Genomic DNA, 23522 nt, shown 5'->3' on the forward strand with positions numbered 1-23522 from the left:
ACTCCTTCACCACCTGCGCGCAGAGGACAGCCCATGGCCAATCCCGGACGTACGCTGCCGAGGCCCGCGCCCGCGGGCGTCCCGCCGGTGCCCCGCGACGCGACCACGGCCTCGCGCCGCGTCGCGATCGTCTCGGCGAGCGTCGGCGCCGGCCACGACGGTGCCGCCGCCGAACTGGAGCGCCGCCTCGTCGCGGACGGCTTCGTCGTCGACCGGCACGACCTGCTGGACCTGCTGCCCGCCGGTCTCGGCCGCGCCGTCCGGGGCGGCTACCACCGCATGCTCGTCGCCGCCCCCTGGGCCTACCAGCGGCTCTACGCCGGGACCGAGCGCGCCGGCGGCAGCGGTCCCGCGGCGCGGGCCCTGCTGCGCGCCGCCGAGGAGCGCGTGCTGCGCGCGCTGCACCCGGACGCCGGCGCGGTCGTGTCCACATACCCGGGCGCCAGCCGCGTGCTCGGCAACCTGCGCCTGGCCGGCCGCCTGGCCGTCCCGGTGGTCACCTACCTGACCGACTTCTCGGTGCACCCGCTGTGGGTCGCGGACGGCGTGGACGTCCACCTCGCCGCCCATGCGGTGCCCGCGACGCAGGCGCGCGCGGCCGGAGCCCGCGACGTGCGGGTGCGCGGACCGGTCACCGACCCCCGCTTCCGCCCCGGCGACCCGCTCGAACGCGCCCGCGCGAGGGCTCGGTTCGGGCTGCCGGAGCACGCCCCGCTGGCCCTGCTGGTCGCCGGGTCCTGGGGGGTGGGACCGGTCCGGCAGGTCGCCGGAGAGCTGCGCGACTGCGGGGCCGCCGTCCCGGTCGTGGTCTGCGGTCGCAACGAGGCCCTGGCCCGGCAGCTGCGGGCGGACGGGATCACGTACTCCTACGGCTGGGTCGACGACATGCCCGGCCTGATGCACGCGGCGGACGTCCTGGTGCAGAACGCCGGCGGGCTGACCTCCCTGGAGGCGTTCGCCGCGGGCCTGCCCGTGGCCAGCTACCGCTGCATACCGGGCCACGGACCGGCCAACGCCGCCGCCCTGGACGAGGCGGGCGTGGCCGTGTGGATCCGGGACCCGGCCGACCTGAAGGGTGTGCTGGGCGAGCTGGTCGGCGGCCCGCTGGGGCAGCGGCAGCGCGAGGCAGGGCTCGCCCTGTTCGCGCCCGTCCCGGCCGACGGCCCCGCGGCCGAGATCGCCCGCCTCCACCGCCCGGGCCCGCCGCCCCCGCCGCCGGGACCGGGCCGACGGCGGCGGTTGCGTACCCGGCGGCTCGTGGTCACCGGCGCCGCGGCCTGCGCGGTGTGGGCAGGCGCCGTCGGCACCGGGGTCGTGACGACCTACGACGGACCGGCGCTGATGCGCACCCTGGGCCACGGCCTCGACCTGGACCGGCTCGCGCCGGCGTTCACCGAAGAAGGGCACCACTCGTGACGACCTCCCGCCCCCTGCGCACGGCCGCACTGGCCGCCGTGCCCGCCGCCGCCCTTGCCGCGGTGCACTGCGCTCCCGTCGTCTCCACCTTCGGGCCCCTGCGCAACCGCACCATGCCGCGCCTGTCCGGCCGGGGCCGCGCGGACCACGTCGCCCTCACCTTCGACGACGGACCCGACCCGCTGTCCACGCCGTTCTTCCTGCGGTCGCTCGACCGGCGCGGAGTGCGCGCCACCTTCTTCCTGCTGGGCAGCGAGGCACATCGCTCCCCCGGCGTGGTGCGCGAGATCGCGGCGGCCGGCCACGAGATCGGCATCCACGGCTGGCTGCACCGGCCGCTGCTGCTGCGGGGCCCGCGCGCGACGTACGACGACTTCGCCCGCGCCCGCGACACGGTCGCCGACATCACCGGGACGCCGCCGACGCTCTTCCGGCCGCCGTACGGGGTCATGTCCACCGCAGCCCATGTGTCGGCCCGGCGCCTCGGGCTCACCCCCGTGCTGTGGACCTGCTGGGGGGAGGACTGGACGGCACGGGCCACGCCCGAGTCCGTCCACCGGACGGTGACGGCGGACCTCGACGGCGGCGGCACGATCCTGCTGCACGACTCGGACTGCACCTCCGCCCCCGGCGCCTGGCGCTCGGCCCTCGGCGCGCTGCCCCGTATCCTCGACACCTGCGCGGAGCGGGGCTACGAGGTCGGCCCGATCCGCGACCACGGGTGGCCGGGCCTCGCCACGGCTCCCGACGTTCACCCTGCCGGTGCCGGTGCCCCGGGCAGCTCCGGCCGTTAGACACCGGGAGCGCCGCACGCGTCCCCACTCGTCCTGATCAGTTCACGGATCGTCCTCATGCTTTGCATGCCTGTCGTCACCCTCATGGAGGCTCGGGGTCTATGACCACACCCACGCATCTCGCCGCGCAGCTGGCCGTCAACGTGCTGGACGCCCATTCGCTGCTGGCCGCGTTCGGCGTCCTCGGCGTCGGCGTGGTGATGTTCGCCGAGACGGGGCTCCTCATCGGCTTCTTCCTGCCCGGGGACACACTGCTGTTCACCGCGGGCCTGCTCTGCACGGGCTCGTCCGACCAGGGCCTGCACCTCTCGCTCGGGCCCCTGCTGGTCTCGGCCGCGGTCGGCGCGCTGGCCGGCGCCCAGGTCGGGTATCTCCTCGGCCGCAAGGCGGGCGGGGCCCTGCTCGCCCGCAGCCGCTCGAAGAAGCTGCGCGAGGGAGCGCAGCGGGCCGAGGAACTGCTGGAGCGGTACGGGCACGCGAAGGCCGTCGTCCTGGCCCGTTTCGTACCGGTGGTGCGGACGGTGCTCAACCCGATGGCGGGCGCCCTGGGCGTACCGGTGCGGACGTTCACGCTCTGGCAGGTCGTCGGCGGGCTGGTGTGGAGCCTCGGCCTCACGCTCGGCGGATACGCGCTGGGGTCCTCGATCCCGAACGTCGACCGCTATCTGCTGCCGCTGGTCGCCCTGATCGTGGTCCTCTCCCTCATCCCGCTGCTCGCCGAGGTCCTGCGCGCCCGCCGGGCGACGCGCGCACAGGAGGAGCGCTGACCGCTGCGCGGGAGCGGCGCGAGGCGCCGTCCGCGAGTCCGTCGTGCCTCGTCGCCCCCACTGCCGGGGGGCGGCTGTTCTCAGCCTGCTCTTACCCGCTGGGACGAAGCTGGTGACGTACCGGGGCCGGTCCCCGGCCTCCGGGACGGAAGGAGACGGAAGGAGAAGGACATGTCCGGCTTCCGGCACGGGCTTCTTCCCCGCGCGCTCGTTCCCCTGGCGGCCGTCGGGCTGCTGTCCGTGGGCATGGCCGCACCCGCCGCCGGGCCGGCCCACCGGGTGGACTGCCGGGTCACCCGATGTGTCGCCCTGACCTTCGACGACGGACCGACCCCGTACACGGCCCCGATCCTGGACACGCTGCAACGAGCGCACGTCCCGGCCACGTTCTTCCTCATCGGGCCGCACGCGCTGCGCTACCGGGCGGACGTGCTCAGGGAGTACCGCGCCGGCGACGCGATCGGCGACCACACCGTGACCCACCCGCATCTCACCCGTCTCCCGCTCGCCCGGATCGAGTACGAGATCGGCATCGCCGCACGGCAGATCGCCTCCGTCACCGGGCGGCGGCCGACGCTGTTCCGGCCGCCGTTCGGGGCGTGGGACGCGCGGGTGCGGGCGGCAGCCGCCGCGGAGGGCATGTCGGTGATCATGTGGAGCGTCACCGCCCGGGACTGGAAGTTCCACGATCCGCCCGCCATCGAGCACCGGGTGCTGAGCCGGGTACGGCCGGGCGCGATCGTCGTCCTGCACGACCGGTACGCCACCACCCCGCCGGCCGTCCCCACGATCGTCCGCGCACTCCGGGCCCGCGGCTACCATCTGGTCACCGTCCCCCAACTGTTCGGCTCCGCAGGAGACTTGATCCCCGGCCAGGTCTATCACCACGGCCCCTGAGCGCCGCCCGCAGCCAGGTTCAGCGGTGCGCGGCGGGCGGACCCGGGGCTACTGCGGATCGACCGGGCCGGCGGTGCTGCGCAGGGTGCTGATCATCTCCTGGACGACCGGGCCGGCCGGCGGCCGCAGGCGCTCCCCGCCGCTGTGGGTGAAGAGGCGCTCCAGGACCGCGTCACCGGCGAAGTCACGCAGGTGCTCGGGGAGTTGCAAGGTGTTCTGCCGGCCCATCGGATTGATCTGGACCTGCTCGAACCACCTGACCAGCGTCTGCCAGGACTCCGGATCGACGCTCAGCACGTGGAAGAAGCCGCGGTGCAGCGTGCGGATGATGAGCAGCGCCGCCAGCTGGAGGCGGTACTCCCGGTCGATCCGGCCGGCCGGCAACTGGGCGCGGGAGACGGCCAGTGCCATGTTGAAGACGTTGACGTAGCGCTTGAGCCGGCGCGGATTGGCTCCCAGGCCGCGCTGGAGCAGTTCCCAGAAGAGGGGGTCGTCCGCCAGCTCCGAGACGTAGGGCGTGAAGGCCTCGCGGAGGGTGCCGAAGCCCACGTCCGGGAGGAAGAACGGCAGTTGGACGATCTTTTCGAGGTAGGCCATGCCGGAGGCGACCTCGGCCGGGGCCCCTTTGAGGGACTCGCCGAACTTGTTGGTGGCGATCGCCGCCAGTACGTCGACGTCCATGGCGAGGACGAAGACACACTGCGACTGGGCCAGGAAGAGCTTCAGCGACTCCAGCACCGTCATCGCCGACTCGGGGGTGCAGCGGTCGAGGTCGTCCACGAAGACCACCAGCCGCCCGTCCTCGCCGACGAACTCCCGTACGGCATCGGCGAAGTCGGTCTCGAAGTGGTTCACCTGCCGGTACTGCTCCGCGTCCCCCTCGGACAGGCCCTTCAGCAGATCGTCGACGTCCTCGCGCTTGATGACGCCGCCGGTGCCGAGCGCCACCGCGGCGCCCAGACCGGCACGGACCGAGAGCCAGGTCGCGGCTTTGGCCAGCCGGACGGCCTTGTCCCGGAGGGTCGGCACCTGTTCCATCTCGGCGAGGATGGTGTGCAGCAGCGCGGCCCAGACCTCGACCTTGCGGTCGTACTTCCAGGGGTTGAACCAGATCGTCCGGGTGGCGCCGGCCTCGAAGCGCCGCTCCCACAGCCGCAGGAAGCTCGACTTGCCCGCACCCCAGGAGCCGAACACGCCGACGGTCAGCGGCAGCGGTGCGGCCTGCTCCACCGCCGCGTGCAGGACGTCGACGTACGGGCCGAAATGGAACGAGTCGTCCTGCGGGCCGGTGACCGGGTTGTCGGTGAGGGGACGCAACGAGGCTGCTCCTGTCTGCGGAAGTCACCTGCCCCGAGGGCGGGTTCGGCTGCCCAGTCTGTCAGGAGAGCTGGAGATCCGGCGCCCTCCTTCCCACGGCACCGGCGGGGAGAAGGGGCCGGGCGGCCGGTTCCGTCAGACGTTGACGCCGAAGTCCTGGGCGATGCCGCGCAGGCCGGAGGCGTAGCCCTGGCCCACCGCGCGGAACTTCCACTCGGCGGCGTGCCGGTACAGCTCGCCGAAGACCATCGCGGTCTCGGTCGAGGCGTCCTCGGAGAGGTCGTAGCGGGCGATCTCCTGGTCGTTCGCCTGGTTCACGACGCGGATGAACGCATTGCGCACCTGGCCGAAACTCTGGCCCCGGACGTCGGCATCATGGATGGAGACGGGAAAGACGATCTTGGCGACCTCGCCCGGCACGGCGGCCAGGTTCACCTTGATCGACTCGTCGTCGCCCTCGCCCTCACCGGTGAGGTTGTCCCCCGTGTGCTCGACGGATCCGTCGGGGCTCTTGAGGTTGTTGTAGAAGACGAAGTGCTGGTCGGAGACCACTTTCCCGGAGGCGTCGCAGAGCAGGGCGGAGGCGTCCAGGTCGTAGTCCGCGCCCGTGGTGGTCCGGACGTCCCAGCCCAGTCCGACCACCACGGCGCTCAGGCCCGGCGCCTGCTTGCTCAGCGACACGTTGCCGCCCTTGCCCAGGGAAACTCCCACGACTCGTCCTTCCGACTGCGGTCCTGTGTCCGTTCACTGGGTTGAACGTCCTGCTCACCGTCGCGGTTCCATAATTTGCGCAAAGGTTGAACCGTCGCGGGGTCAGGCACCGGTCGGGGAGCGCGGGGGGCCGCGTCAGTGCGCCGCGTGGTTCTCCGTCGCCGGTGCGGTGGTCTCCGTCGCCTCGGACGCGCCCTTGGCGAGGCGGGGGGCCGCCGCAGGGGTCGCGGCCGTGTCCGTGCCCTCGGCGGGAGCGGCGGCCGGCGCGGGGGCGTCGTCCTCCTTCATGGCCTTGGCCTCGCTCTTGAGGATGCGCATGGACTTGCCCAGGCCTCGGGCCGCATCCGGCAGCTTCTTCGACCCGAACAGCAGGATGATGATGATCGCCACGACCAGCAGGTGCCAGGGTTCCAGTCCGTTGCGGAGCATCGCGCCCACCCCTCTCTAGATTGCCTTTTTGCGCAACTGTACAACCGTGTCCGTGCCGCGTCCCCGGGCGGGCGCCGGAGATCGGCAATCGCTTTCAGTCCGCGCCGACCGCCTTGCCCGCCTTGGCCCAGTTCGCATGCAGACGGTCCAGGTACGAGCGGGCCTGGCTGCCGGGGCTCGCGCCGCGGGCGAAGGCGAGCATGTTGCCCGCGCCCGCGTTGTAGCCGAGCGCCAGCAGGTCGTCCTTCGAGTAGGCGGTGGTCCGGCCGGCGGGCAGCTGGTCCGCCAGGTCGTGCAGGTACCAGGCCTCGGCCTCGATCGCGAGGCTGCGGTCGTCCGGCAGCTCGTCCCAGCGTCGGCGTGCGAAGTCCCGGCCCTGTTTGACCCCGTCGAAGGTGGCACGGTGCATGTTCGCGATGCCGAAGGCCGCGTCCGGCTTGTACTTCTGCCAGGCCCGCTCGAAGGCCGGGTCGTGCGGTTTGTAGGCCTCGTTGTAGAGGATCGCCATCAGCAGCTGGGCGCTGACGCCGGTCTGCCGGGCCCGGGTGCGGACCTGCGCGGCGTACTGGGCGGGGTCGTACGACGAGGCGGCCGAGGGAGTGGAGGCGGGAGGCGAGGCGCCGGACGAGGGGGTCGGCGCGGCGGCCGACGCCTTCGCCGGTGGCGGGGTGTCGTCGCCGTCGTCGTCGCCGAAGAGTCCCGCGGCGCGCAGGACGACGTACAGCGCCAGGGCGAGGACCGCCACGGCGAGCCAGCGGTGGCGCCTCGGTCGCACGGAATCCGGCATGCCCGTCCCCTCCGGGAGTCGGCCGCGCACGCCGATGCGACCACCTGGCGGATCGCCCGGCGCACACGCGCCGGATCAGTTTAGGCACCGCCCCCTGACAGCCGGTCGCGCAGCACCGTGTCCATCGTCACCGGTTCGCGGCCGAGGAGGTCCGGCAGAGCCGGGTCGGCGGCGCCGAACTCGCCGGCCCGGCTCGCGGCGAATATGCCCAGCAGCTGGTCGGCGACCTCGGCGGGGGCGCCCTGACCCACCATCCGCTCCCGGAACCGCTCGTCGGACACGACGGTCCTCTTGACGGCACGGCCCGTCAGTTCGGCGGCGAGGGCGGCGATGTCGGCGAAGGTCAGGGCCTGACCGGCGGTGAGCGATGGCGTGGGGCCGTCGAAGCGGCCCTCGTCGGCCAGGACGACGGCGGCGGCCTCGGCGAGGTCGTCGTGCGTGGTCCAGCACACGGGCCCGTCCTCCGGGAGGGCGATCTCGCCGGTCTCCAGGGCGGAGCCGAGGAACAGCAGCGCGCTGGCGGCATGGAAGCCGTTGCGCAGCGACGTGAACGGCACGCCGCAGTCGCGCAGCGCGGACTCGGTGGCGGCGTGGTCGCGGCAGGCCTGGAAGTGCGAGGTGGCCGAGGCGCCCATCTGGCTGGTGTAGAGGATGCGGCGGGCGCCTGCCGCGACGGCCGCCCCGATGGCGCCGCGATGCTCCCGCACGGTCTCCTCGCCCATTTTGTCGACGGAGACCAGGAGCACCTGGGTGGCGCCCTCGAAGGCGTGGGCGAGGCTCGCGGGATCGGTGAAACTGCCCTGCCGCACCCGAACTCCGCGGTCGGCGAGGACCTGCGCCTTGCTCGGGTCGCGGACGCTCACGCCGACATGCTCCGCGGGGATCCGCGTCAGCAGTCGGTCGACGACACGGCGTCCGAGGTGTCCGTTGGCTCCGGTCACGATGATCACGATGCACTCCGGAAGGTAGGAGTTCCAGTGGAATCACATTGACGATACCACCGATACTAACGAAGGAAACGGAAATTCGATATCGTTGATACATGCCGTCCTCCTCACACAGCAGAAGCGGTGCCGCCGCCGATCCCGCTCCCGCCTCTCCCGGTCACGAGCAGCCCCGGCAGCGGATCGTCGAGGCCGCGATCGGCCTGCTGGAATCCGGGGGCCGCGACGCGGTCACCACCCGTGCGGTCGCCGACGCGGCGGGCGTCCAGCCGCCCGCCATCTACCGCCTGTTCGGCGACAAGGACGGGCTGCTGGAGGCGGTGGCCGAACACGGCTTCGCCACGTTCCTCGCGTCCAAGCGCGTCGACCCGCATCCCCCGGACCTCATCGAGGACCTGCGGGCCGGATGGGACCTCGCGGTCGAGTTCGGACTGACCCATCCCGCGCTCTACACGCTGATGTACAGCGAGCCCTCGGCAACCGCGTCCGCCGCCTACCGGACCGGCCTTGAGATCCTGCGGGGCCGTATCCGGCGCCTGGCCGCCGGCGGCTGGTTGCGCGTGGACGAGGAACTGGCGGCCGCGATCATCCATGCCACGGCACGCGGCGCGGTGCTCACCTGGCTGTCCCTGCCCGAAGGCTCCCGCAGGTCCGCCCTGTTGACGGCCCTGCGGGAGGCCATGGTCACCGCCGTCACCCACGTGGAGCCGGCCGTACGGAAGCCGGGCCCGGCCGGCGCGGCCCGGGCCCTGCGCGCCGCGCTCCCCGACCAGACGGCCCTCAGCGGCGCGGAACAGCACCTCCTGCGCGAGTGGCTCGGCCGCCTCGCCACCGAGGACTGAGGAGTCGCGACACCGCGACGGAGCGACGCCGGACGGCCGTACCGCACCCGCACCCGCTTGCCCGGCGACCGAGCGGACTTCCGACAGGTGGCGGCGCGTCCGCGGGCGACATCGCGCAGCAGGCCGAGGAAGACCTCGGCGAGCGGGGTGAGCGTCGTGTCGGCCTGGGTGACCGCGTGGCTCTCGCGGTACGGCCGCGGCCGGACGAGTTCGCGGTGCGTGGTGCCCGGCGTGTCGGTCAGGGCCAGGCGCGAGACCAGGGCCACGCCGCTGCCCGCGCCGACCAGTGCCCGGGCCACGTCGTAGGACTCCGCCTCGAAGCGCACCCTGGGCCTGAAGCCGGCTGCGCCCGCGGCCCGGTCGAGCTGCTCCCGGGCCGAGTGACCGGCCGGGATCGCCACCCAGGACGCATCGCGCAGCCGCTCCGGACGCAGCGGGCTGCCCGGCGGTGTGCGGGCGGGCGGCCGGCGGATGGCCGTCGGGCAGGACGACGACCATGGGGTCGTGCAGCAGCCGGTGCGCGCGCACGCGCTGCGGCAGTTCGGGGGCGGCGCCGAAGAAGGCGACGACCGCCAGGCCCAGGCGGCCTGCGGTGATCTCGCCCAGCCCGCGGTCCGGCGCGAGGCCGACCACGGAGACGTCGGCGTCGGGAGGGCGGTGGCGCAGGGCGGTCGGCGCCGGTGGCACCAGGTGCAGCGCGGCGGCCTGGAAGGCGCCGACCCGAAGGCGCAGGGACAGATGGCCGAGGAGCGCCCCCATGTCCGTGGCCGCCTGCTCCGCCGCCGCCTCGGCGGTCCGTCCGTGCACGGCGAGCAGGGCGCCGGCCTCGGTGAGGGTCGCGCCGCGGGGTCCGCGCAGCACGAGCGGCACCTGCCATTGGCGTTCGGCCCTGGCCACCTGCTGGGTCACGGCGGCCGGCGTGAGCCGCAGGGCATGGGCGGCCGAGGTGAGCGAGCCTGCTCCTCGATCAGGGCGAGCAGGCCCGCGATCGTGCCCCGGGCCGTACGCAGTCCGCTCGACAGCACCTGACGGATCATGACGGCCTGACCGGCGCCGGGCAGCATGGCCGGCAGCCAGGTGGTGACCAGGAACGCGGGCAGACGGCTGGGCACGGGTCGGCCTTCCCTTCGGGATCGTCGGTCGGTGCGGGACGCCTCCAGGCTTGCCGAACGCGACGGGCCTGCTCCTGTGGTCCGTGGCCGCCGCGGCCGGTCTGTCCGCCGTCCTGCTCGCCGGCCCCCGTGCCTGCGCCGCGATCCGCATCGTCGGCGAAGTCGTCCTGGTCGCGCCCGGGATACGGACGCTGTGGTCCGTACGCCGGTCCGCCACGGGCTCCGGGATCAGCGGCTCCCCGGCCGCCGAGGCCGCCGCCGCGGAACCGGCTTCCGCGGCGGCTTCGCCACAGGGCTCGGCACCAGTCTGGGCAACCCCAAGGCGGGGTGTTCGCGGTCTCGGTGCTGCCTCGGTCCGTCACGGCGAGCGGCCCGTGCTGCTCGCCCTGGGGGGTGGCGGTCACCGCCGGAGTGTGACGTGGCGCCGGGGTGACCGGGGCCCCGGGCCCTGTCGTTGCGTTCCCGTCCGCTCGCGACGCCTGGCACGCCATCCGGGCGACGACGGGGGAGGTGACGACGGCGCCTAGCGGGCGTTCGGGCGGGCGAGCCCGTGGTCGTAGGCGAAGATCACGGCCTGGATGCGGTCGCGGGCGCCGATCTTGGCCAGGACGCGGCCGACATGGGTCTTGACCGTGGACTCGGACAGAACGAAACGGGTGGCGATCTCACCGTTGGTCCAGCCCTTGCCGACGGCGACCAGGATCTCGCGCTCGCGGTCGGTGAGGGACCGCAGCCGGGCGTCGTCGGTGCCGTCGCCGCCGGGCACGGGACCGTAGCGGGCGAACTCGTCCAGGAGGCGGCGGGTCAGGGACGGGGCGATGACGGCGTCACCGGCGGCGACGGCGCGGATTCCGGCGAGGAGTTCCTCGGGACGCGCGTCCTTCAGCAGAAAGCCGCTGGCCCCGGCCCGGAGCGCGGCGTGGACGTACTCGTCCAGGTCGAAGGTGGTCAGCACGAGGACCCGGGAGCGGTCGCCTGCGGCGGTGATGCGCCGGGTGGCCTCGATGCCGTCCATGCCCGGCATGCGGACGTCCATCAGGACGACGTCGGGGCGCAGCTCGGCGGCCTTGCGGACGGCCTCGCCGCCGTGCGCCGCCTCGCCGACGACCTCCGTCTCGGCGACGGCGTCGAGGAGCATGCGGAACCCGAAGCGCTGCAGCGGCTGGTCGTCCACGACGAGCACGGTCGTCACCGGTCACCCCTCTCGGGGGTCAGGTCGAGGGTGGCCGCCACGGCCCAGCCCCCGCCGGGCGCGGGGCCGGCGCTGACGTGTCCGCCGTAGAGCGCGGCTCTCTCTCGCATGCCCACCAGGCCGTGTCCTTCCTCGTTCGGCGGTGCCGGGTGCCCGGCCGCCGGTCCGTCGTCCCGGACCCGGACGAGCAGGCGGGTGTCCTCGACGACCACGGACAGTGTCACCCGGGTGTCGGCTCCGGCGTGCTTCAGGGTGTTCGTGAGGGCCTCCTGGACGATGCGGTAGACCGCCAGCTGCACCCCGCTGTCCAGGGCGTCCACGTCGCCGACGGTCCGGTAGACGACGTCCAGGCCGGCCGTGCGGACACCGTCGCACAGCGTCGGGAGGTCCGCGATGCCGGGCTGGGGACTGAGCTCGGGCGGCCGGGGAGTGTCGTCGTCCGGGTCCTCGCGGAGCACGCCGAGGACGCGCCGCAGCTCGCCGAGGGCCATGCGGCCGGTGTCACCGATGAGTTCGAGCGCCTGCTTGCCGCGCTCGGGGGCCGCGTCCGTGGCGTACGCGCCGGCGTCGGCGAGAGTGATCATGACGGAGAGGTTGTGCCCGACGATGTCGTGCATCTCACGGGCCACCCGGGCGCGTTCGGCGGCGGCCGCGAGCCTGCTGCGCTGGTCGCGCTCGATCTCCAGGCGGGCCGCGCGGTCGCGCAGCCCGGCGAGCTGGGCCCGGCGGATCCGGACCATCAGCCCGAGCGCCAGGGCCGCGATCGTCATGCTGAGCAGAACGAACAGCGCGTCCCACACGGACACCGCCGCCGACGCGCGGAGCGCGACCAGGATGATCGCGGCGGCCATGACCCCGCCGGCCCACGGCCACTGCCGCGGTCTTCCGTGCAGGGTCAGGCTGTACAGCGCGATGAACAGGGCGACGTCCGCGTGCAGTACGGCACCGAGGGACCACTGGACGACGAAGACGGCCGCGACGGCACCGAAGGCGGCCATGGGGCGGCGGCGCCGCCACAGCAGCGGCAGCACGAGCCCCGTCTGAACGGCCAGCATGGCGGCCCGGGGAAGCTGGGTGAAGGCGAGCCGCAGGTGGCGGGGGGCGTCGCCGTCCCCGGTGTGCCCGTGCAGCAGGTCCGGCAGGCAGAACAGCAGGAAGACGACGACCACCACCGCGGTGTCCAGCACCCAGGGGTGGGCGCGGTCGGCCTGCCGCAGCCGCTGCCCGGCCCGGGAGATCCGGGCCAGCAGCGGCCCCATGCCGCCGATGTCGTCGGTGGTGGTCGTCAAAGGTGTCACCTGCCCATGGTGCAGGGCGGTCAGACGTCGCTGCGCACCAGCCGGTACGCCGCACCGGCCAGCGCGAGTGCCGTCCAGCCGAGGAAGACCAGCAGTCCGGCGGTGGGCGACAGGGTGGTGCTGTCGTGGGTGAGGGCGAACAGCGACTCGCCGGCGTTGCTCGGCAGGTACGGGTTGATGTTGTCCTGCCAGGAGCTGGGCAGCAGCGAGATCAGGCCGGGGATCAGCATGAGCGTCGCCACCAGGACCGAGATGCCGCCGGCGACGGAGCGCAGCAGCGCGCCCAGGGCGGCGCCGATGACACCGACCAGGCCGAGGTACAGCCCGGCGCCGAGCAGGCTGCGGGCGACGCCGGCGTGCGAGAAGCCCATCGCGGCGGGCGTGCCGGAGATCATCCCGCTGCCGATCCCGAAGGTGACGAACGCGCCGAGGGTCGCCACCACGAGCGCGACGAGCCCGTACACGGCCGCCTTCGACCACAGCACGGGCAGCCGGCGGGGTACGGCGGCAAGCGTGGAGCGGATCATGCCGGTCGAGTACTCGCCCGCGGTGACGAGGACGCCGAGGACGCCGAGGGCGAGCTGGGCGAAGTGCGTACCGAAGAGGGACAGGCTGACGGCGGTGGAGCGGGCGAAGTCCCCGTCCATGTGGTGGCCCGAGTCGATGTTGGACTTGTAGCGGGCGGAGGCGATCAGCCCGAACGCGACCATGAACAGCAGGGCCAGGCCGAGGGTGATCCAGGTCGACCGCAGCGTCCAGAGCTTGGCCCACTCCGAGGAGAGCACACGCCGGCCGGTGACCCGGTAGGCGGGGCGGGCGGGAGCGGCGGCGGGCGCCTCGGCCTCCGTGGTGGTCAGGGTGCTCATGCGGGCCTCCCGGCGGCTTCCAGCGTCTCGGTGGCGGTGGTGGAGCCGTGGTACTCGACGGCGTCCCTGGTCAGGTTCATGAAGGCCTCCTCCAGCGAGACCGTCCGCGGGGTCAGCTCGAACAGCGCGATGCCGTGCTCGGCCGCCGTCGACCCGATCTCACGGGCGCTCAGGCCGGTGACCTGGAGTTCCTCCGAGCCGATCCGGCCGGTGATGTCGACGCCGGGCCCGGCCAGGACGTCCCGCAGCCGCGCCGGGGCGCCCGTGACGACCTTCACCGCGTCGCCGCCCGCCTCCGCGATCAGGTCCGGCACGGTGGTGTCGGCCAGCAGCCGGCCGCGCCCCACGATGATGAGGTGGTCGGCCACCAGGGCCATCTCGCTCATCAGGTGGGAGGACACGAACACGGTCCGGCCCTCGTCGGCGAGCGCCTTGAGGAGGTTGCGGATCCAGAGCACGCCTTCCGGGTCCAGTCCGTTGACCGGCTCGTCCAGCATCACCGTCTGCGGGTCGCCGAGGAGCGCGGCCGCGATGCCGAGCCGCTGGCCCATGCCGAGGGAGAAGGCTCCGGCGCGCTTCTTCGCCACGCTGCCGAGACCGGCGAGGTCGATGACCTCGTCGACCCGGCTGCGGGGGATCCCGTGGGTCAGCGCGAGCGCGCGCAGATGGTGGTAGGCCGAGCGGCCCGGGTGGATCGACTTCGCCTCCAGCAGCGCGCCGACCTCCTGAAGGGGCGCCTGGTGCCGGGCGTAGGGCCGACCGTTGACCGTGACCGAGCCGCTGGTCGGGGCGTCGAGCCCGACGATCATGCGCATGGTCGTGGACTTCCCGGCGCCGTTGGGGCCGAGGAAGCCGGTCACGGTACCGGGTTTGACGGTGAAGTCCAGCCCGTCTACGGCCGTCTTCTCGCCGTACCTCTTGGTCAGCTGCTGTGCCTCGATCATGCGCGTTCTCTCTGTCGGACGCGGCGCCCGCCGACAACCGCCGGGGCCCACCGACCACGCTAAGATCCACACCCCCCGGTTCCCGTGGTACCGGGGACTGAACCCGGCCCAGGACGTGGTACCCGGGTACTACGACCGCCGCCCGCACCGGGCTCGGGGGTGCCCCGATGCCGGTGCCGGCCTGGTTCGACACGGCCGGCTCCGCGGCCCGGAGCGACGCACTCGACGCCCGTCAAGGCCGTCCGAGAGCAGCGCGCCCGCGCAAGTACAAGGCCCGGACCCCCTTCCGATACGCGTCCGGCGCGGGATACCTCTGAAGGGTCGGCAACAGGGGCGGCGAGCGCCGCGAGGAGAGGAACGGGCCATGGGCGACGAACAGTTACGGGACGGCTGGTACGTGGACGACCGCTGCACGAACTGCGACGTCGCCCGGCAGCTGGCCCCCGGCCTGATCGGCGAGGTCGACGGCCGCTCGGCGGTCCTGCGCCAGCCGCGCGACCGGGACGAGGTGCGGCGGATGCACCTGGCCGCGAACGCGTGCCACACCCGGTCCGTGCGCCCTCCGACCGGACGGCTGGACGCGGCCCAGGACCCCTTCCCGCTGGCCCTCGACGACGCCGTGTTCCTGTGCGGGCACAACTCCCCGCGCACCGCGGGCGCCAACTCCTACCTGCTGCGCCGCCCCGACGGCACCGCGATGCTGGTGGACACCCCGCGCTGGAGCACGACGCTGGCCGATCGCTACGAGGGACTGGGCCCTGTCACCGACGTCCTGCTCACCCACCGCGACCACGTGGCGCACGGCCGCCGGTACGCCGACCGGCTCGGCACGCGGCTGTGGATCCACGAGGGCGACCTCGACGCGGCGCCGGACGCCGACCGCGTGCTGCGCGGCACCGACCCGACGCAGATCGCCGACGGCGTGACCGCCTTCCCGCTGCCCGGACACACCAGGGGCAGCGTGCTGTTCGTCGCGGACGAGCGGTACTGCTTCAGCGGCGACAGCTTCTACTGGTCGCGCGGTACCGGGGACATCGAGGTGGCCGAGACCGTCACCTGGTACTCCATCGGCGAGTTGGCGTCCTCGCTGGCCCGCACCGTCGACCGGCTGCGCTTCGAGTGGCTGCTGCCGGGCCACGGCGACCGATGCCACCTCCCGGCCGACGACATGACGGCACGGCTGCGTCGCCTGGCGGCACGCACCCGCGAACTGCGGCCCCAGCCCATCGACTTCACGGCGGTGCGCTGGTGACAGCGACGCGAAGGGGAGTCCTGCCGGGCCGGTGCGGTCCGGCAGGACTCCCCTGTGGTCAGGGTGCCGCTAGTTGAGGTGTCCGCCGACGGAGTCCCGGTCGGTGCCGGGAGCCGGGACGGAACCGTAGCCGGCGGTGCCCGCCATGGCCGTCGGCTCCTCGGCCTGGTCGCCGTGGCCCGGCCACCATGCGGCGTGGCCGATCAGGGCGGTGAGGCTCGGCGTGAAGAACATCGCCATGACGAACGCGGCGACGATGATGCCGAAGGAGACCGCGAAACCCATCTCCGTGAGCAGCGAGTTGCCTGCCAGCATCATCGTGGCGAAGGTCGCCGCCAGGATGAACCCGGCCGCGGCCACGGTCGGTCCGGCTTGCCTCAGCGCCATGCCGGCCGCCTCGCGCGGCTCGCGGCCCTCGCGGGCCTCCTCGCGCAGCCGGGCGATCATGAGGATGTTGTAGTCGGTACCGATGGCGACCACGAACAGATACATGATCACCGGGAGCATGAACATCAGCCCCGAGTGCCCCTCCCCGTTCTGGAAGATCCACACGGTGGCGCCGAGGGTGGCGCCGAAGCCGAGGCCCACCGAGGCCATCAGGTACAAGGGGGCGACCACGCTGCGCAGCAGCAGGCCCAGGATGACCATGATGAGGAGCGCGGCCACCGGGAAGACCGTCTTGTAGTCGTGGTTGACCGCGGTGTCGATGTCCTTGTAGATCGAGGACAAGCCGCCGACGACCGCCTTGGTGCCCTCGGGCGCGTCGGAGTGGGCGACGTCGCGCACCCTGCCCACCGCGTCTATCGCCTTGTCCGTCGACGCCTCGTACTTGAGCGTGACGGTGAAGTCCGCGGTGGTGCCGTCCTTGCTCACCTGGCTCATCCGGACGTTCGCGACGCCGTCCACGGCCCCGAGCTTCTGCGCGTACGCGGTGAACCCGGCCTTGTCCAGCGGTTTGCCGTCGGTGCTGGACAGATAGACGTCGGTGGGCGCGGCGGCGCCCGCCGAGTACGCCTTCTGCATCTGGTCCTGGACGACCATGGACTCCTTGGTCTTCGGCATGGAGCCGGACGCCAGGTCGAACGTGGCCTTGAAGCCGAGCGTGCCGAGCGACAGGGCGACCAGGACGAGACCGGAGATCACGGCCGTCAGCGCCGGGCGGCGCTGGACTCCGCGGCCGAGGGCGGCGAACCGGGCGTTCTCCGGCTCCCGCTGCCAGGACTTCGACGGCCAGAAGACCTTCGGTCCGATGAGCGAGACCACGGCCGGGATCAGGGTCAGACCGGCGACCAGGGTGACGCCGACCGCGATGGCGAGGGCCGGGCCCATCTGCTTGAGGAAGCCCAGCGTGGACAGCACCAGCGCCAGGAAGGCGATGATGACCGCACCGGCGGCCGAGGCGATGGCCTCGCCGACCCGGCCCACGGCGTTGACCATGGCCAGTTTGGGCTCGTCACCGGCGCGCAGGCGTTCGCGGTAGCGGAACATCAGGAACAGGAAGTAGTCCGTACCCACACCGAAGAGCACGACGATCAGGATCGACGAGATCGAGCTGTTGGCCTGGAGGTCGAACAGCTTGGTGGCGTACGCGATCAGCCCGTTGGCGATGCCCGCGACCAGACCGATGAGCACCAGCGGCAGTACGGCCAGGATCGGCGCCCGGAAGATGATCAGCAGGGTCACCAGGATGATCGCGAAGGTGCCGAAGCCGATCAGCGCCTGGCCTCGCTTGGACGAGTCCTGCTGGTCGAGGGCCTGTGCGGCGGAGCCGCCGAGCTTGACGTCGAGATGTGTGCCCTTGGTCAGTTGCTTGACGTCGTCGCGCAACACCTTGGCGGCGTCGGCCTGTTTGGGCTGGCCGGCGTTCTTGCTGTCCATCTGGACCAGGGTCATGGAGTACTTGCCGTCCTTGGACGGCGGGCCGGGGACGACCTTCTGCACCTGGTCGATGTGCTTGGCGCCCAGCTCGGTGGTGATCCGGGCGATGTCCTTCTGGTCGGCGGCGGTCAGCTTGCCGCCGTCGGTGCGCTGGTAGAGCGCGATCGCGGACGGGGTGAAGGCGCTGGGGAACGCCTTCTCCTGGGTGACCGCGGCCTTGATGGACTCGTAACTCTTGGGCAGGAAGCTGCTCTCGTCACTGTTCGAGGGCAGACCGGGGGCGGTGGCGATGATCGCCACCGCGGCGATGAGCCATGCCACGATCGTCCACACGGGATGTCGGACGACTGTGCTGCCAATACGTCGGAACATGCGGAAGGTCCTCCTGGGCAGGAAGATCACCGCAGCCCGGGGAGCGGTCCCTGGCATCGGCGACCCCGACCGGAACGCACTGCGCGTACCGGTCGATTGGTTGTCTTGAGGCCACATGGTAGTGACCCGATACGACAGTCATCTCATCAATTGACGAGAGTGTTGCTCAGCCGAGAACGAAGGGGAGTTCCGCGGCGAGTTCTTCACCCAGCTCGTCCCGCTCGGCGGCGGTCGGCCCACGCCGGCCGGTGCCGACCAGCAGGGCGTCCGCGTCGGGGAACGAGGCGGGGAACGTGGTTCCCGCGATCTTCTCCAGTGCGGTGCGCGCCGCCGCGAGGGTCTCGGCGGGCGGCTGGGGTGCGGACGGCAGGTGCGCTATCAGGTCGAGGTGGTGCAGGGTCCACTCGACGACGTACGCGGACAGGTAGTCGCCCGCGGTCAGCACCTCGCCCCGGGTGCTCACGCGCGCGGCCGGATCGGCGAGTTCGGCGGCCCGGCCCGCGGCGGAGCCGACGTCGTCCAGGTGGAACGTGAGCAACCGGGGTTCGCCGTAGGCGGCGGCCAGCCGGGGGATCAGCGCGTCGAGCGGGTCCTCACCGGTCGGGGGCTCGACCAGCTTCCAGTAGCCGACCGCGTCGACGGTCGGCTCGCCCGTGGCGGGCGTGACCAGGGTGATCAGCACGTCCTGGGCGTCGATGACCAGGTGGCACACCAGGTCCCGCACCAGCCAGCCGGCACAGCCCGAGGGCCGTTCGAAGTCCTCGTCCGGGAGTGCGGCGACCGCTGAGCGCAGCGCCGCCCAGGAACGTGAGAAGAGATCCACCGGGGCAACGTAGTGCGGGGGCGGAAGGGCACTCAAGCGAATTCGAGCGGATCGCCGGGGCAGGTCGTTCGGGCGGGTCAGGTGGCGCGGCGGGACCGGGCCAGGACCGGGCCGTGGGCTCAGCGGGCGGACGGCGACAGCCGGTAGGAGGCGGCGAGGTCCCGCACCTCCACCGAGAGGACCGCCTCCGGCGGCACACCCTCGACCCGCAGATGCTTGCCCAGCAGTGCCAGCACCGCCTCGGACAGCCGCGTCTTCTGCGTCTCGGGGCGGCCCGGCATGAGCCCGATCTCCACGTGTACGAAGACCGCCTCCTCGCTCGGCCGGTCCCCCACGAATGTCACCACCGGGCGCAGCATCGTCTTGCACACCCCCGTCGTGCCGGACTCCTCGGCCACGAGCGGGTGCAGCTCCTTCACCAGGGCCGCCGGGTCGAAGGATCCGGCCAGATGGGAGGAGTAGTCGACGGTGAGGTGTGGCATGGAGGACCTTTCACATGATCCCGGTGGTTTCGCTAGGCAACTATTTTCCCTCATGCGATGCGGGGACCGCACCGCACCCTCCGTGCAGCGGCGCGCTCGGCTAAGGTGATCGCCGGCCCGCGACCAGGGGCTTGCACCGGGGGACGAACTGCGTGAGCGCGATTCTTTTCAATGTGACGACGGCATTACTGATGGTGCTGATGCTCAGGGCCGGGGTGCTGCTGATCGGCGAGGACACGATCCGCCGTCGGCCGGTACCGTACGCGGCCGTCGCGGTCACGGCCGTGGCCGTCGGCGCGGTGGTCCTCCAGCTGTGCTGGTCCGGCGCGATGGACGCGCTGGACGGCGATCCGCGCGAGTCCGGCTGGTGGCGGGGGGTGACCTCGGTGTTCATGCAGAACGGCGGGGTGTTCGGCGCCGTCTGGAACATCGTCACGCTCGCCGTGATCGCCGCGCTCGCCCAGTGGTTCTGGGGCGCGCCCCTGATGCTGGTACTGCTCGCCGCCGGCATCCTGCTCCCCGAGCACGTCGACGCGCTGTTCGGCGAGCCGGCCCGCAGCGCCGATCCCCGTGGTTTCGCCGGGAGTTCGGGCGCGACGTACTTCCTCGCCGCGACGCTTGCGGCCGGGCTGGCGCTGACCGCGTCCACCCCGAAGCGGCGGGTGCCGGCCGTGTGCGCGCCCGCGGCCGGGCTCGCGATGTGGCTGGCCCAGGAGAACGGGCACGGCCTGGTCACCTGCTGCGGCTTCGCCCTCGGCGGCGCCGTGCTGCTCATCGGCCGACGCCTGCCGATCCGGTTCGCCCCGGGGACGGCGGCGACGGCCGTACCCCCCTCGGCCGCCACCGAGGGATAGCGCCTCGGCCGGGGCCGCCCACCGGATGGCGGCGGCCCCGGCCGACGGCGCGCGCCCAGGGCGCCCCGGTGGGCACGGGCGGCGACCCGTCTCATGCCCCTGCCATCTCCGCGCGATCACCGCACCGTGGCAGGATGAGCGGGTGAACGAGCAGGTGACACGGGAGACCGAGCCGGGACGGCGGGACCGGAAGAAGGCCGCCACACGCAGCACCCTGCTCCAGACGGCGACACGGATGTTCGCCGAGCGCGGCTACCAGGACACGACGGTCAAGGACATCGCGGCCGCCGCCGGTGTCACCGAGCGCACCTTCTTCCGCTACTTCCCCTCGAAGGAGGACCTCGTCTTCGCCGAGATCCTCGACTTCGTCCCTCTCGTACAACGCGAGATCCTGCGGCGGCCCGCCGACGAGCCGCCCCTGACCGCCGTGCTCAACAGCCTGCTCGCGGCCGCGTCCGGACTCGACGGCGGTCTCGCCATCCTCGTCGTCGGCGCGCCGCCCCGCGCGCTGACCGGCCGGGCGGCCCGGCGCACCCATGTCCTGACCGATTTCGAGGACGGCATCACCGCCGCCCTCGCCGAGCGCTTCGCCGGCCTCGGCCCCGAAGAGCCGCCCCGCCGACGCGCGTTGCGCGCCTCGGTCCTGGCCCGGTCCGCCGTGGCCGCGGTGCGCAGCGCGCTGCTCATCCACGCGGGGGGCGCGGCCGGAACCGGTGCACAGGATGAGGCGGCGGATGGTTCGCGCGGCGCCGCCGAGGCCGGTTCAGCCGAGGTCGACGACTTCGGCACGCTGCTCCAGGACGCGTTCGCGGTCCTGCGGTCCCCGGAGCACAGCGCGTAAACCGGCCAATCCTCCTACGGCCTCGACCACTCCGTCCCGACCGGCCTGATCAGCGCGGACGCCCTGATTCCGGGACGCGCGGCGATACGGGAAACATGCTGTTTACATGTACGCCCGTGTCGGTTTTCGGTCGGAGTGGGAGTCACCTCTTCCCCTCCCACCGCACGAGGCGAACGATATGCGCAGGAACCACTTCACCGTGTGACATCACTGAGCACACCACTCACGTTCAGGACCTCATGACACTGCGCCGCCTGCTGCCCGGTCGCCGGCGTGCCCGGCTTCGCGCAGTTCACGTTCATGGTGACGGTGGCGTCCGCGGGGATCTTGATGGGGGTGACCCAGTGGTAGTCCTGGTTGCGGAAGGTCTCCAGCGCGATCGTGGTGATCTTCCGGTCGCCGAAGGTGATCGTCAAAAGACCCTCGTCGCCCTGGAAGTTGGCGACCACGATGTCCGTGATGCCGAAGATCTTGCCCTTGGGGACCACATAGGTACCGGTCTTGTTCCCGCCGCCCGCCGTCTGCACGTCGATCGTGGTCGAACTCTGCTGCCCGCTCCCGGACTCCGTGCCGCCGGTACCACCGGTGCCACCGGAACCGCCGTCGCCCTGACCGCCGCCCTGCTGTTTGCCGGTGCCCTTGTCCGCGCCGGTGCCCGGGGACTGCCCGTTCTGGCTGTTGCCGGGGGTCGGCCGGGGCTGGACCACCTCGTTGGCCGCCTGCTTGGCGGCGCTGCGCACCGCCGGGCGGACCAGCGCGAACCAGGCCAGGATGAGCGCGATCAGCGCCGCGAGCACCGCCAGCAGCCACTTCGGGAAGATCGGGATCTGGACGAACTCCGCCTCCAGCGGCGGGCGTACGACGGCTCCGGGCCGCTCGCCCTCGGCCGCCGCCTCGGTGTCCGTCGCGTGCACGGCGAATGGCCAGACCACCGGTTTGCCGAACCAGACCGGTTTGCCGATGCGCGACCGCAGCCGGGTCTCCGCCGACTCACCGGGTTCCAGGGTCAGTTCGGGGGGTGTGAACCCGAACTTCAGCTCCTCTCCCGGCTGCTGCGGCGCGAAGGAGACCCGGGCCGGGGTGTTGCCCTCGTTGCGCACCGCGAGCCGGTAGCGGCCGCGGAGCCAGCCGCGCCGACGGCGCGGGAGCACCTCGGTGCGCAGCTCGTGGAACGCCTCGATGTGCACCGTGGTCTCGGGGACCGTGACCGATTCGGGGTGCTCGGCCGGCAACACCCGTACGGCCAGCGGGACATCGCCCGCACGCACGTCGGGGGAGCGCGGCGGGGCCAGCCGGATGGTCACCGTCTCGGACGTGCCGGGGTAGAGCGAGACCCGCGCGGGTTCCACGGTGGTCCAGGCCGCGCAGTCGCCCACGACCTCCAGGGTGTACGCCTCGACGATGTCGCTGTCGTTGCGAACGGTCAGGCTGGTGGAGGCGGTACCGCCCGGTGTCACGGTCACGGCAGGGATGTCGAGACCGGGCGCTCCGGGGCCGGAAGAGGCAGCAGATGGCGTCACGCCACGACCGTAGAACCGGATCCGGAGCATCGCGAGAGATGCGAGGGCAATTCCCGGGCAGTCGGCATGCCCCCAGCGGTCAAGGCCAACTCCACGGAATGACAGGTCAGTTGAACCCATCACGCGCGGCGCGTGCGCCGCCCTCCGGCGGCGCCCGTTCCGCGCGCCTCCTTGGCCCGGTGCGCCCCTCTCCGTTCTTCTCGTCCTGTCTTCTCGTCCCGTTGAAACAGGTGCTCAGTATGTCCGGCTCCGTGAAGGAGAACCTCCTGATGCCAGCCCGCACGACGCTCACCATCCATCCTCCCGCCACGACCCAGCGAACAGCTCCCGAGGACCGGACGCGCCGGGTCACCGTGGCGGTGTACGCACAGGATCTGGTGCTGCGCATCGGTGTCGTCCACCAGTTGCGCCAGCGTCCCGAGGTGGAGCTGGTCGACGAGGCCGAGGCGGACGGGGCACGGACCTCGCTCGTGATCGTCGACTCCGTGGACGACGATGTCATCGCCCTGCTGCAACGGCTGCAGCGCAATGCCGGCACCCGCACCGGGCTCGTGGTAGGTACGTTCGAGACCGCGGCGTTGCAGCGTGTCATCGAGTGCGGTGTCGCGGCGGTGCTGCGGCGGGCCGAGGCCGACCAGGACCGGCTGCTGCACCTGGTGCTCGCGATGGCCAACGGCGAGGGGGTGCTCCCCGGTGACCTGCTCGGCAAGCTGCTGACTCATGTGGGCGGCCTCCAGCGCTCGGCGCTCGATCCGCACGGCCTCGCCCTGTCCACGCTGACCGCGCGGGAGGCGGACATGCTGCGCCTGGTGGCGGAGGGGTTCGACACGTCGGAGATCGCGCAGAAGACGGCGTACTCCGAGCGGACCGTCAAGAACGTCCTGCACGAGATCACCACCCGGCTGCAACTGCGCAACCGGGCCCACGCGGTGGGCTATGCGCTGCGCAACGGGCTGATATGAAGCGTCAGTTGCGTGCCGGGGCAGACTCCGGACCGCTCTTCGTCCGCGGCGGGCTGATCTGACGAGCCGGTCGGGCAACCGGGCGCGCTGCGGGAATCCCCCCGCCCGCAGCGCGCCCGGCACCCGGCGGCTGCCCGAAAGCGCAGCCCGCGCTTCCCCCGGGCACGGCCCCGCCGCCCTGCCGCGCGGCACACGCGCGGGGGCACAGTGGCCGGGCACACC

Annotated in this window: 22 protein-coding genes and 2 pseudogenes; 9 read left to right on the forward strand and 15 right to left on the reverse strand. The window is 72.5% G+C overall.

The genetic code is table 11. The features are described from left to right. The first annotated feature begins 33 nt into the window (after positions 1-33). The 4 genes from AC4OXY_RS08255 to AC4OXY_RS08270 all read left to right on the forward strand — a co-directional run bounded on the left by AC4OXY_RS08255 (position 34) and on the right by AC4OXY_RS08270 (position 3874). Entirely contained in the window at positions 34-1416 is a 1383-nt protein-coding gene (locus AC4OXY_RS08255; protein WP_491993567.1) for an MGDG synthase family glycosyltransferase, read from the forward strand. After that, entirely contained in the window at positions 1413-2210 is a 798-nt protein-coding gene (locus AC4OXY_RS08260) for a polysaccharide deacetylase family protein (RefSeq protein WP_356024131.1), read from the forward strand. The genes AC4OXY_RS08255 and AC4OXY_RS08260 overlap by 4 nt, the downstream gene beginning before the upstream one ends. Before the next feature lie 101 nt (positions 2211-2311). Beyond that, positions 2312-2977, forward strand: a complete 666-nt coding sequence (locus AC4OXY_RS08265; RefSeq protein ID WP_362820105.1) for a DedA family protein — start codon at positions 2312-2314, stop codon at positions 2975-2977. A 171-nt stretch (positions 2978-3148) separates the two neighbouring features. Then, positions 3149-3874 (forward strand): polysaccharide deacetylase family protein, encoded by a 726-nt coding sequence (locus tag AC4OXY_RS08270; RefSeq protein ID WP_356024126.1) that lies wholly within the window; start codon positions 3149-3151, stop codon positions 3872-3874. 48 nt (positions 3875-3922) lie between these two features. Here the strand turns inward: AC4OXY_RS08270 and AC4OXY_RS08275 are convergent, their stop codons facing one another. The 5 genes from AC4OXY_RS08275 to AC4OXY_RS08295 form a co-directional block, all read right to left on the reverse strand. Continuing rightward, the gene (locus tag AC4OXY_RS08275; protein WP_376288142.1) at positions 3923-5191 is read right to left on the reverse strand and encodes a KAP family P-loop NTPase fold protein; all 1269 of its coding nucleotides are present in this window, start codon (positions 5189-5191) and stop codon (positions 3923-3925) included. Between the two features lie 135 nt (positions 5192-5326). Next, positions 5327-5902 carry a TerD family protein gene (locus AC4OXY_RS08280; RefSeq protein ID WP_491993568.1) on the reverse strand — a complete coding sequence of 192 codons (576 nt, stop codon included), beginning with the start codon at positions 5900-5902 and terminating at the stop codon, positions 5327-5329. Between the two features lie 135 nt (positions 5903-6037). After that, positions 6038-6331: a Sec-independent protein translocase subunit TatA gene (gene tatA / locus AC4OXY_RS08285; protein ID WP_362820108.1), complete on the reverse strand. Its 294-nt coding sequence runs from the start codon at positions 6329-6331 to the stop codon at positions 6038-6040. A gap of 94 nt (positions 6332-6425) precedes the next feature. Next, on the reverse strand, positions 6426-7118 hold the full coding sequence (locus AC4OXY_RS08290; protein WP_491993569.1) for a lytic transglycosylase domain-containing protein: 693 nt from the start codon (positions 7116-7118) through the stop codon (positions 6426-6428). 80 nt (positions 7119-7198) lie between these two features. Then, the gene (locus tag AC4OXY_RS08295; protein WP_491993570.1) at positions 7199-8068 is read right to left on the reverse strand and encodes an NmrA family NAD(P)-binding protein; all 870 of its coding nucleotides are present in this window, start codon (positions 8066-8068) and stop codon (positions 7199-7201) included. 92 nt (positions 8069-8160) lie between these two features. On the opposite strand from AC4OXY_RS08295, the gene AC4OXY_RS08300 reads away from it, so the two are divergent. Further along, positions 8161-8904 carry a TetR/AcrR family transcriptional regulator gene (locus AC4OXY_RS08300; protein ID WP_491993571.1) on the forward strand — a complete coding sequence of 248 codons (744 nt, stop codon included), beginning with the start codon at positions 8161-8163 and terminating at the stop codon, positions 8902-8904. A 116-nt stretch (positions 8905-9020) separates the two neighbouring features. Here the strand turns inward: AC4OXY_RS08300 and AC4OXY_RS08305 are convergent. From AC4OXY_RS08305 to AC4OXY_RS08330, 6 genes and pseudogenes are all read right to left on the reverse strand, one after another. After that, a pseudogene (locus tag AC4OXY_RS08305) lies at positions 9021-9377 on the reverse strand (LysR family transcriptional regulator substrate-binding protein); the annotation flags it as partial. Positions 9378-9417: 40 nt separating this feature from the next. Next, positions 9418-10167, reverse strand: a pseudogene (locus AC4OXY_RS08310) (LysR family transcriptional regulator); the annotation flags it as partial. 372 nt (positions 10168-10539) lie between these two features. Beyond that, positions 10540-11208, reverse strand: a complete 669-nt coding sequence (locus AC4OXY_RS08315; RefSeq protein WP_356024109.1) for a response regulator — start codon at positions 11206-11208, stop codon at positions 10540-10542. Beyond that, positions 11205-12467 carry a sensor histidine kinase gene (locus AC4OXY_RS08320; RefSeq protein WP_356024283.1) on the reverse strand — a complete coding sequence of 421 codons (1263 nt, stop codon included), beginning with the start codon at positions 12465-12467 and terminating at the stop codon, positions 11205-11207. Before AC4OXY_RS08320 ends, AC4OXY_RS08315 begins: the two co-directional genes overlap by 4 nt. Positions 12468-12526: 59 nt before the next feature. Next, complete coding sequence (locus tag AC4OXY_RS08325) at positions 12527-13372, reverse strand: ABC-2 transporter permease (protein WP_356024106.1); 846 nt, start codon at positions 13370-13372, stop codon at positions 12527-12529. Continuing rightward, positions 13369-14316: an ABC transporter ATP-binding protein gene (locus AC4OXY_RS08330; protein ID WP_402071053.1), complete on the reverse strand. Its 948-nt coding sequence runs from the start codon at positions 14314-14316 to the stop codon at positions 13369-13371. The genes AC4OXY_RS08325 and AC4OXY_RS08330 overlap by 4 nt, the downstream gene beginning before the upstream one ends. Positions 14317-14680: 364 nt before the next feature. Between AC4OXY_RS08330 and AC4OXY_RS08335 the strand changes: the two genes are divergently transcribed. Next, entirely contained in the window at positions 14681-15568 is an 888-nt protein-coding gene (locus AC4OXY_RS08335; RefSeq protein WP_491993572.1) for an MBL fold metallo-hydrolase, read from the forward strand. Between the two features lie 69 nt (positions 15569-15637). Here the strand turns inward: AC4OXY_RS08335 and AC4OXY_RS08340 are convergent, their stop codons facing one another. The 3 genes from AC4OXY_RS08340 to AC4OXY_RS08350 all read right to left on the reverse strand — a co-directional run bounded on the left by AC4OXY_RS08340 (position 15638) and on the right by AC4OXY_RS08350 (position 19123). Beyond that, positions 15638-17818, reverse strand: a complete 2181-nt coding sequence (locus AC4OXY_RS08340) for an MMPL family transporter (RefSeq protein ID WP_362822879.1) — start codon at positions 17816-17818, stop codon at positions 15638-15640. 166 nt (positions 17819-17984) lie between these two features. Next, positions 17985-18641: a maleylpyruvate isomerase N-terminal domain-containing protein gene (locus AC4OXY_RS08345; RefSeq protein WP_356024097.1), complete on the reverse strand. Its 657-nt coding sequence runs from the start codon at positions 18639-18641 to the stop codon at positions 17985-17987. Between the two features lie 119 nt (positions 18642-18760). Continuing rightward, on the reverse strand, positions 18761-19123 hold the full coding sequence (locus AC4OXY_RS08350; RefSeq protein WP_356024095.1) for a 5-carboxymethyl-2-hydroxymuconate Delta-isomerase: 363 nt from the start codon (positions 19121-19123) through the stop codon (positions 18761-18763). A 173-nt stretch (positions 19124-19296) separates the two neighbouring features. Here AC4OXY_RS08350 and AC4OXY_RS08355 point away from each other — a divergent pair, with 173 nt between their 5' ends. Together AC4OXY_RS08355 and AC4OXY_RS08360 are read left to right on the forward strand one after the other, a co-directional pair. Then, on the forward strand, positions 19297-19977 hold the full coding sequence (locus tag AC4OXY_RS08355) for a hypothetical protein (protein ID WP_362822877.1): 681 nt from the start codon (positions 19297-19299) through the stop codon (positions 19975-19977). A gap of 142 nt (positions 19978-20119) precedes the next feature. After that, the gene (locus tag AC4OXY_RS08360) at positions 20120-20818 is read left to right on the forward strand and encodes a TetR family transcriptional regulator (RefSeq protein WP_376288134.1); all 699 of its coding nucleotides are present in this window, start codon (positions 20120-20122) and stop codon (positions 20816-20818) included. Positions 20819-21012: 194 nt separating this feature from the next. On the opposite strand, the gene AC4OXY_RS08365 is transcribed toward AC4OXY_RS08360, so the two are convergent. Next, positions 21013-22338 (reverse strand): COG1470 family protein, encoded by a 1326-nt coding sequence (locus AC4OXY_RS08365; protein ID WP_362822876.1) that lies wholly within the window; start codon positions 22336-22338, stop codon positions 21013-21015. Positions 22339-22607: 269 nt separating this feature from the next. Here AC4OXY_RS08365 and AC4OXY_RS08370 point away from each other — a divergent pair, with 269 nt between their 5' ends. Next, positions 22608-23300, forward strand: coding sequence for a helix-turn-helix transcriptional regulator (locus AC4OXY_RS08370; protein ID WP_362822875.1), 693 nt, complete (start codon positions 22608-22610; stop codon positions 23298-23300). Positions 23301-23522 lie beyond the last annotated feature (222 nt).

It is taken from the genome of Streptomyces sp. HUAS MG56 (genome assembly GCF_058673395.1).

What these genes read in the sequence shown, in the direction of transcription:
- AC4OXY_RS08255 (WP_491993567.1), top strand. Translation starts at nt 34, where the DNA reads ATGGCCAATCCCGGACGTACGCTGCCGAGGCCCGCGCCCGCGGGCGTC.
- AC4OXY_RS08265 (WP_362820105.1), top strand. Translation starts at nt 2,312, where the DNA reads ATGACCACACCCACGCATCTCGCCGCGCAGCTGGCCGTCAACGTGCTG.
- AC4OXY_RS08270 (WP_356024126.1), top strand. Translation starts at nt 3,149, where the DNA reads ATGTCCGGCTTCCGGCACGGGCTTCTTCCCCGCGCGCTCGTTCCCCTG.
- tatA (WP_362820108.1), bottom strand. Translation starts at nt 6,331, where the DNA reads ATGCTCCGCAACGGACTGGAACCCTGGCACCTGCTGGTCGTGGCGATC.
- AC4OXY_RS08290 (WP_491993569.1), bottom strand. Translation starts at nt 7,118, where the DNA reads ATGCCGGATTCCGTGCGACCGAGGCGCCACCGCTGGCTCGCCGTGGCG.
- AC4OXY_RS08300 (WP_491993571.1), top strand. Translation starts at nt 8,161, where the DNA reads ATGCCGTCCTCCTCACACAGCAGAAGCGGTGCCGCCGCCGATCCCGCT.
- AC4OXY_RS08320 (WP_356024283.1), bottom strand. Translation starts at nt 12,467, where the DNA reads ATGGGGCCGCTGCTGGCCCGGATCTCCCGGGCCGGGCAGCGGCTGCGG.
- AC4OXY_RS08325 (WP_356024106.1), bottom strand. Translation starts at nt 13,372, where the DNA reads ATGAGCACCCTGACCACCACGGAGGCCGAGGCGCCCGCCGCCGCTCCC.
- AC4OXY_RS08330 (WP_402071053.1), bottom strand. Translation starts at nt 14,316, where the DNA reads ATGATCGAGGCACAGCAGCTGACCAAGAGGTACGGCGAGAAGACGGCC.
- AC4OXY_RS08335 (WP_491993572.1), top strand. Translation starts at nt 14,681, where the DNA reads ATGGGCGACGAACAGTTACGGGACGGCTGGTACGTGGACGACCGCTGC.
- AC4OXY_RS08340 (WP_362822879.1), bottom strand. Translation starts at nt 17,818, where the DNA reads ATGTTCCGACGTATTGGCAGCACAGTCGTCCGACATCCCGTGTGGACG.
- AC4OXY_RS08350 (WP_356024095.1), bottom strand. Translation starts at nt 19,123, where the DNA reads ATGCCACACCTCACCGTCGACTACTCCTCCCATCTGGCCGGATCCTTC.
- AC4OXY_RS08370 (WP_362822875.1), top strand. Translation starts at nt 22,608, where the DNA reads ATGCCAGCCCGCACGACGCTCACCATCCATCCTCCCGCCACGACCCAG.